1 pseudogene is annotated in these 503 nt (G+C 70.8%); it reads right to left on the bottom strand.

Going from position 1 to position 503, the window contains the following annotated elements:
- Nucleotides 1-497 (bottom strand): annotated as a pseudogene (locus L942_RS35880) (hypothetical protein); the annotation flags it as partial.
- Between the last annotated feature and the right edge of the window lie 6 nt (nt 498-503).

Below are 503 nucleotides of genomic sequence, written 5' to 3' on the forward strand. Positions count from 1 at the left end.
AGGACGGCTTCGGTGAGCTTGTCGCGCAGCACCGGCGCGGTCTCCGCGGCCAGGAACACCAGCACCGGCGGAACCGAGTGCAGCGCCACCCCGGCCACGTCGAACCGGGTCCAGGACTCCCACGTGTTCATCACGTAGGTGGCCAGGAACGCGAACCACTTCGTCCGGTGCGCCCACACCCCGGTCGACACCTGGTAGCGGGCGGTGATCTGCTCCGCCCGCAACACCGCCACCAGGACGAGCGACACCATCGGGTCCAGCAGCCAGCCCGCGAACCAGCCCAGCGACCACACCGGCGCACCGGCCGCGGCGAACTGCTGAACGTTGACCATCGTGAACGCCAAGCCCAGGAAAATCCCCAGCCAGATCACCGCGTCCACCTGCGTGCGGACCTTCTCCACCCGCAGCGCCACCACGTCCGGGTGGTTCGCCAGCCGCCGCACCTGCGCCGCGGTCGCGGCGTCCTGCGCGAGCTTGTCCGCGTCCGTGAGCGGCACGTGCCG

Source organism: Amycolatopsis orientalis DSM 43388, from assembly GCF_000411975.1.
In the GTDB taxonomy this organism is placed as follows: Bacteria; Actinomycetota; Actinomycetes; order Mycobacteriales; family Pseudonocardiaceae; genus Amycolatopsis; species Amycolatopsis orientalis_D.